Source organism: Synechococcus sp. OH2, assembly GCF_047462155.1.
Lineage (GTDB): Bacteria > Cyanobacteriota > Cyanobacteriia > Thermostichales > Thermostichaceae > Thermostichus.
Window position 1 is genome coordinate 1 of sequence record NZ_JANSIR010000064.1, and the last position, 1,645, is coordinate 1,645.

Consider the following 1,645-nt stretch of genomic DNA (forward strand, 5'->3'; position numbering starts at 1 on the left):
CCATCCCCACCGTCTATACGGTGGGGAATTCCGCACCTTACGTTAAGGCCATCAAAACCTGAGGGGTGCTCTGGCGACGAGGGATAGAGAGTAAACTACCCGACTCCAACCGCCGAGTAGTACGGAGCAGGCTTTGGGTAATCCTGCAGTTGGCAAGCCAACCACCAACCTCTAATCCAGTTTGCGGGCCGCAGGATCCCTTCCCTCTTGAGAGTTGCACAGAAGCAGAAAGCCTTCTCTTCTGCAGACTCTGCCAGGATCAGCCGTAGTACCCCTGGTTGATCCGATTTTCCAGTTGGTTGGCCCCCTCTTGGTACTCCCCAAACACGAAGTTCTCCGCGTTCGCCTTGATCAGGGCCTTCTGCTGCTCCGTCAATTCTGGGATCCGCAGCATGTCCTCCAGGCTGTTGTAGGGAGCATTTTTCACCAGAATACGGGCCAGGGTGGGATAGAAGCCAGGCAACTGGCGGTAGTTGCGCAGGATGGTGTTGTTCACATCGATGGGAGTGTCAAGATGTTTCACCGGCGGAAGCTCTGCCGCCACGGCCGGGATCCCCAAGGGGGCCAAGCACAGACAGAGCATCAACAGGATAGACACCAAAGCAGACAACAGCCGACGCATAGCACCACCTTTGCAGACAAGGTTGAAAGCAGTCATGACAACGCTCAGGGGATAGGTCGCTAACATTCTCCGACCATTCAGTGTCTCATCCCCGCTACCCCGAATCGAGACCCAGATTCAGATTTGGATCCCGTCAGAAATAATTTTTAACAACTATGATCGGGGAATAGCCTTTTGGCAGCTGACCAACTGCTCATCGCTTTTGTTTTGCCCCATGTCCGACTCCACCATCCTCCATCCCCTCAGCCCCTCTGGCCGGGAGACGTCTCAACCCCTCTCTGCCGCCGATCCAGAGCTGGAGCTGCTAGAGCAGAGAGAACTCTTCGTCTGGCGGCACATCGGGCCAGACGCCCAGCAAATCCGTCAGATGTTGCAGGCCTTGGGGCTGAGCTCTCTACGGGAATTAGTGGATAAGGCGGTGCCGGCGGCGATTCGCAGCAGCCGACCCCTGCACCTGGGATCCCCCAGCAGTGAGCAGCAAGTGTTGGCAGAACTGAGGGCAATGGCGGCCCAGAACCAGGTGTGGCGCTCCTTTTTGGGCATGGGCTATTCCAACTGCCTGACGCCGCCGGTGATCCAGCGCAACATTCTGGAGAACCCCGGCTGGTACACCCAGTACACCCCCTACCAGGCGGAGATCGCCCAGGGGCGGCTAGAGGCCCTGCTCAATTTCCAGACGATGGTGATCGATCTAACAGGCATGGAGATCGCCAATGCCTCCCTGCTGGACGAAGCCACTGCTGCCGCTGAGGCTATGAGCCTGGCCTATGCCCTGGCAGGCAAGGGATCCCAGGTCTTCTGGGTGGATCGCGGCTGCCATCCCCAGACCATTGCCGTCGTGCAGACGCGGGCAGAGCCCTTGGGGATCCAGGTGCGTGTGGCGGATCCTTTGCAGTTAGAGCTGGAGAACGGCTTTGGCGTGCTCTTGCAGTATCCCAACACCTATGGAGAGATCCGGGATTACCGCAAGCTGGTGGAGCAGGCTCACCAAAGAGGGATGGTGGCGGCCGTAGCTGCTGACTT

At 58.2% G+C, this 1,645-nt stretch carries 1 protein-coding gene and 1 pseudogene; one reads left to right on the forward strand and one right to left on the reverse strand.

Features of this window, described 5'->3' with window-relative positions:
- Positions 1–259 precede the first annotated feature (259 nt).
- A complete protein-coding gene (psbU, locus tag NW835_RS05190) occupies positions 260–622 on the reverse strand; it encodes a photosystem II complex extrinsic protein PsbU (protein WP_414366594.1) in 363 nt (120 codons plus the stop codon).
- Positions 623–836: 214 nt separating this feature from the next.
- On the opposite strand from psbU, the pseudogene NW835_RS05195 reads away from it, so the two are divergent.
- Positions 837–1,645, forward strand: a pseudogene (locus NW835_RS05195) (glycine dehydrogenase (aminomethyl-transferring)); the annotation flags it as partial.

Bases quoted from the DNA above. Each gene is read 5' to 3' on its own strand.
- psbU (WP_414366594.1), bottom strand. From the start codon at position 622: ATGCGTCGGCTGTTGTCTGCTTTGGTGTCTATCCTGTTGATGCTCTGT.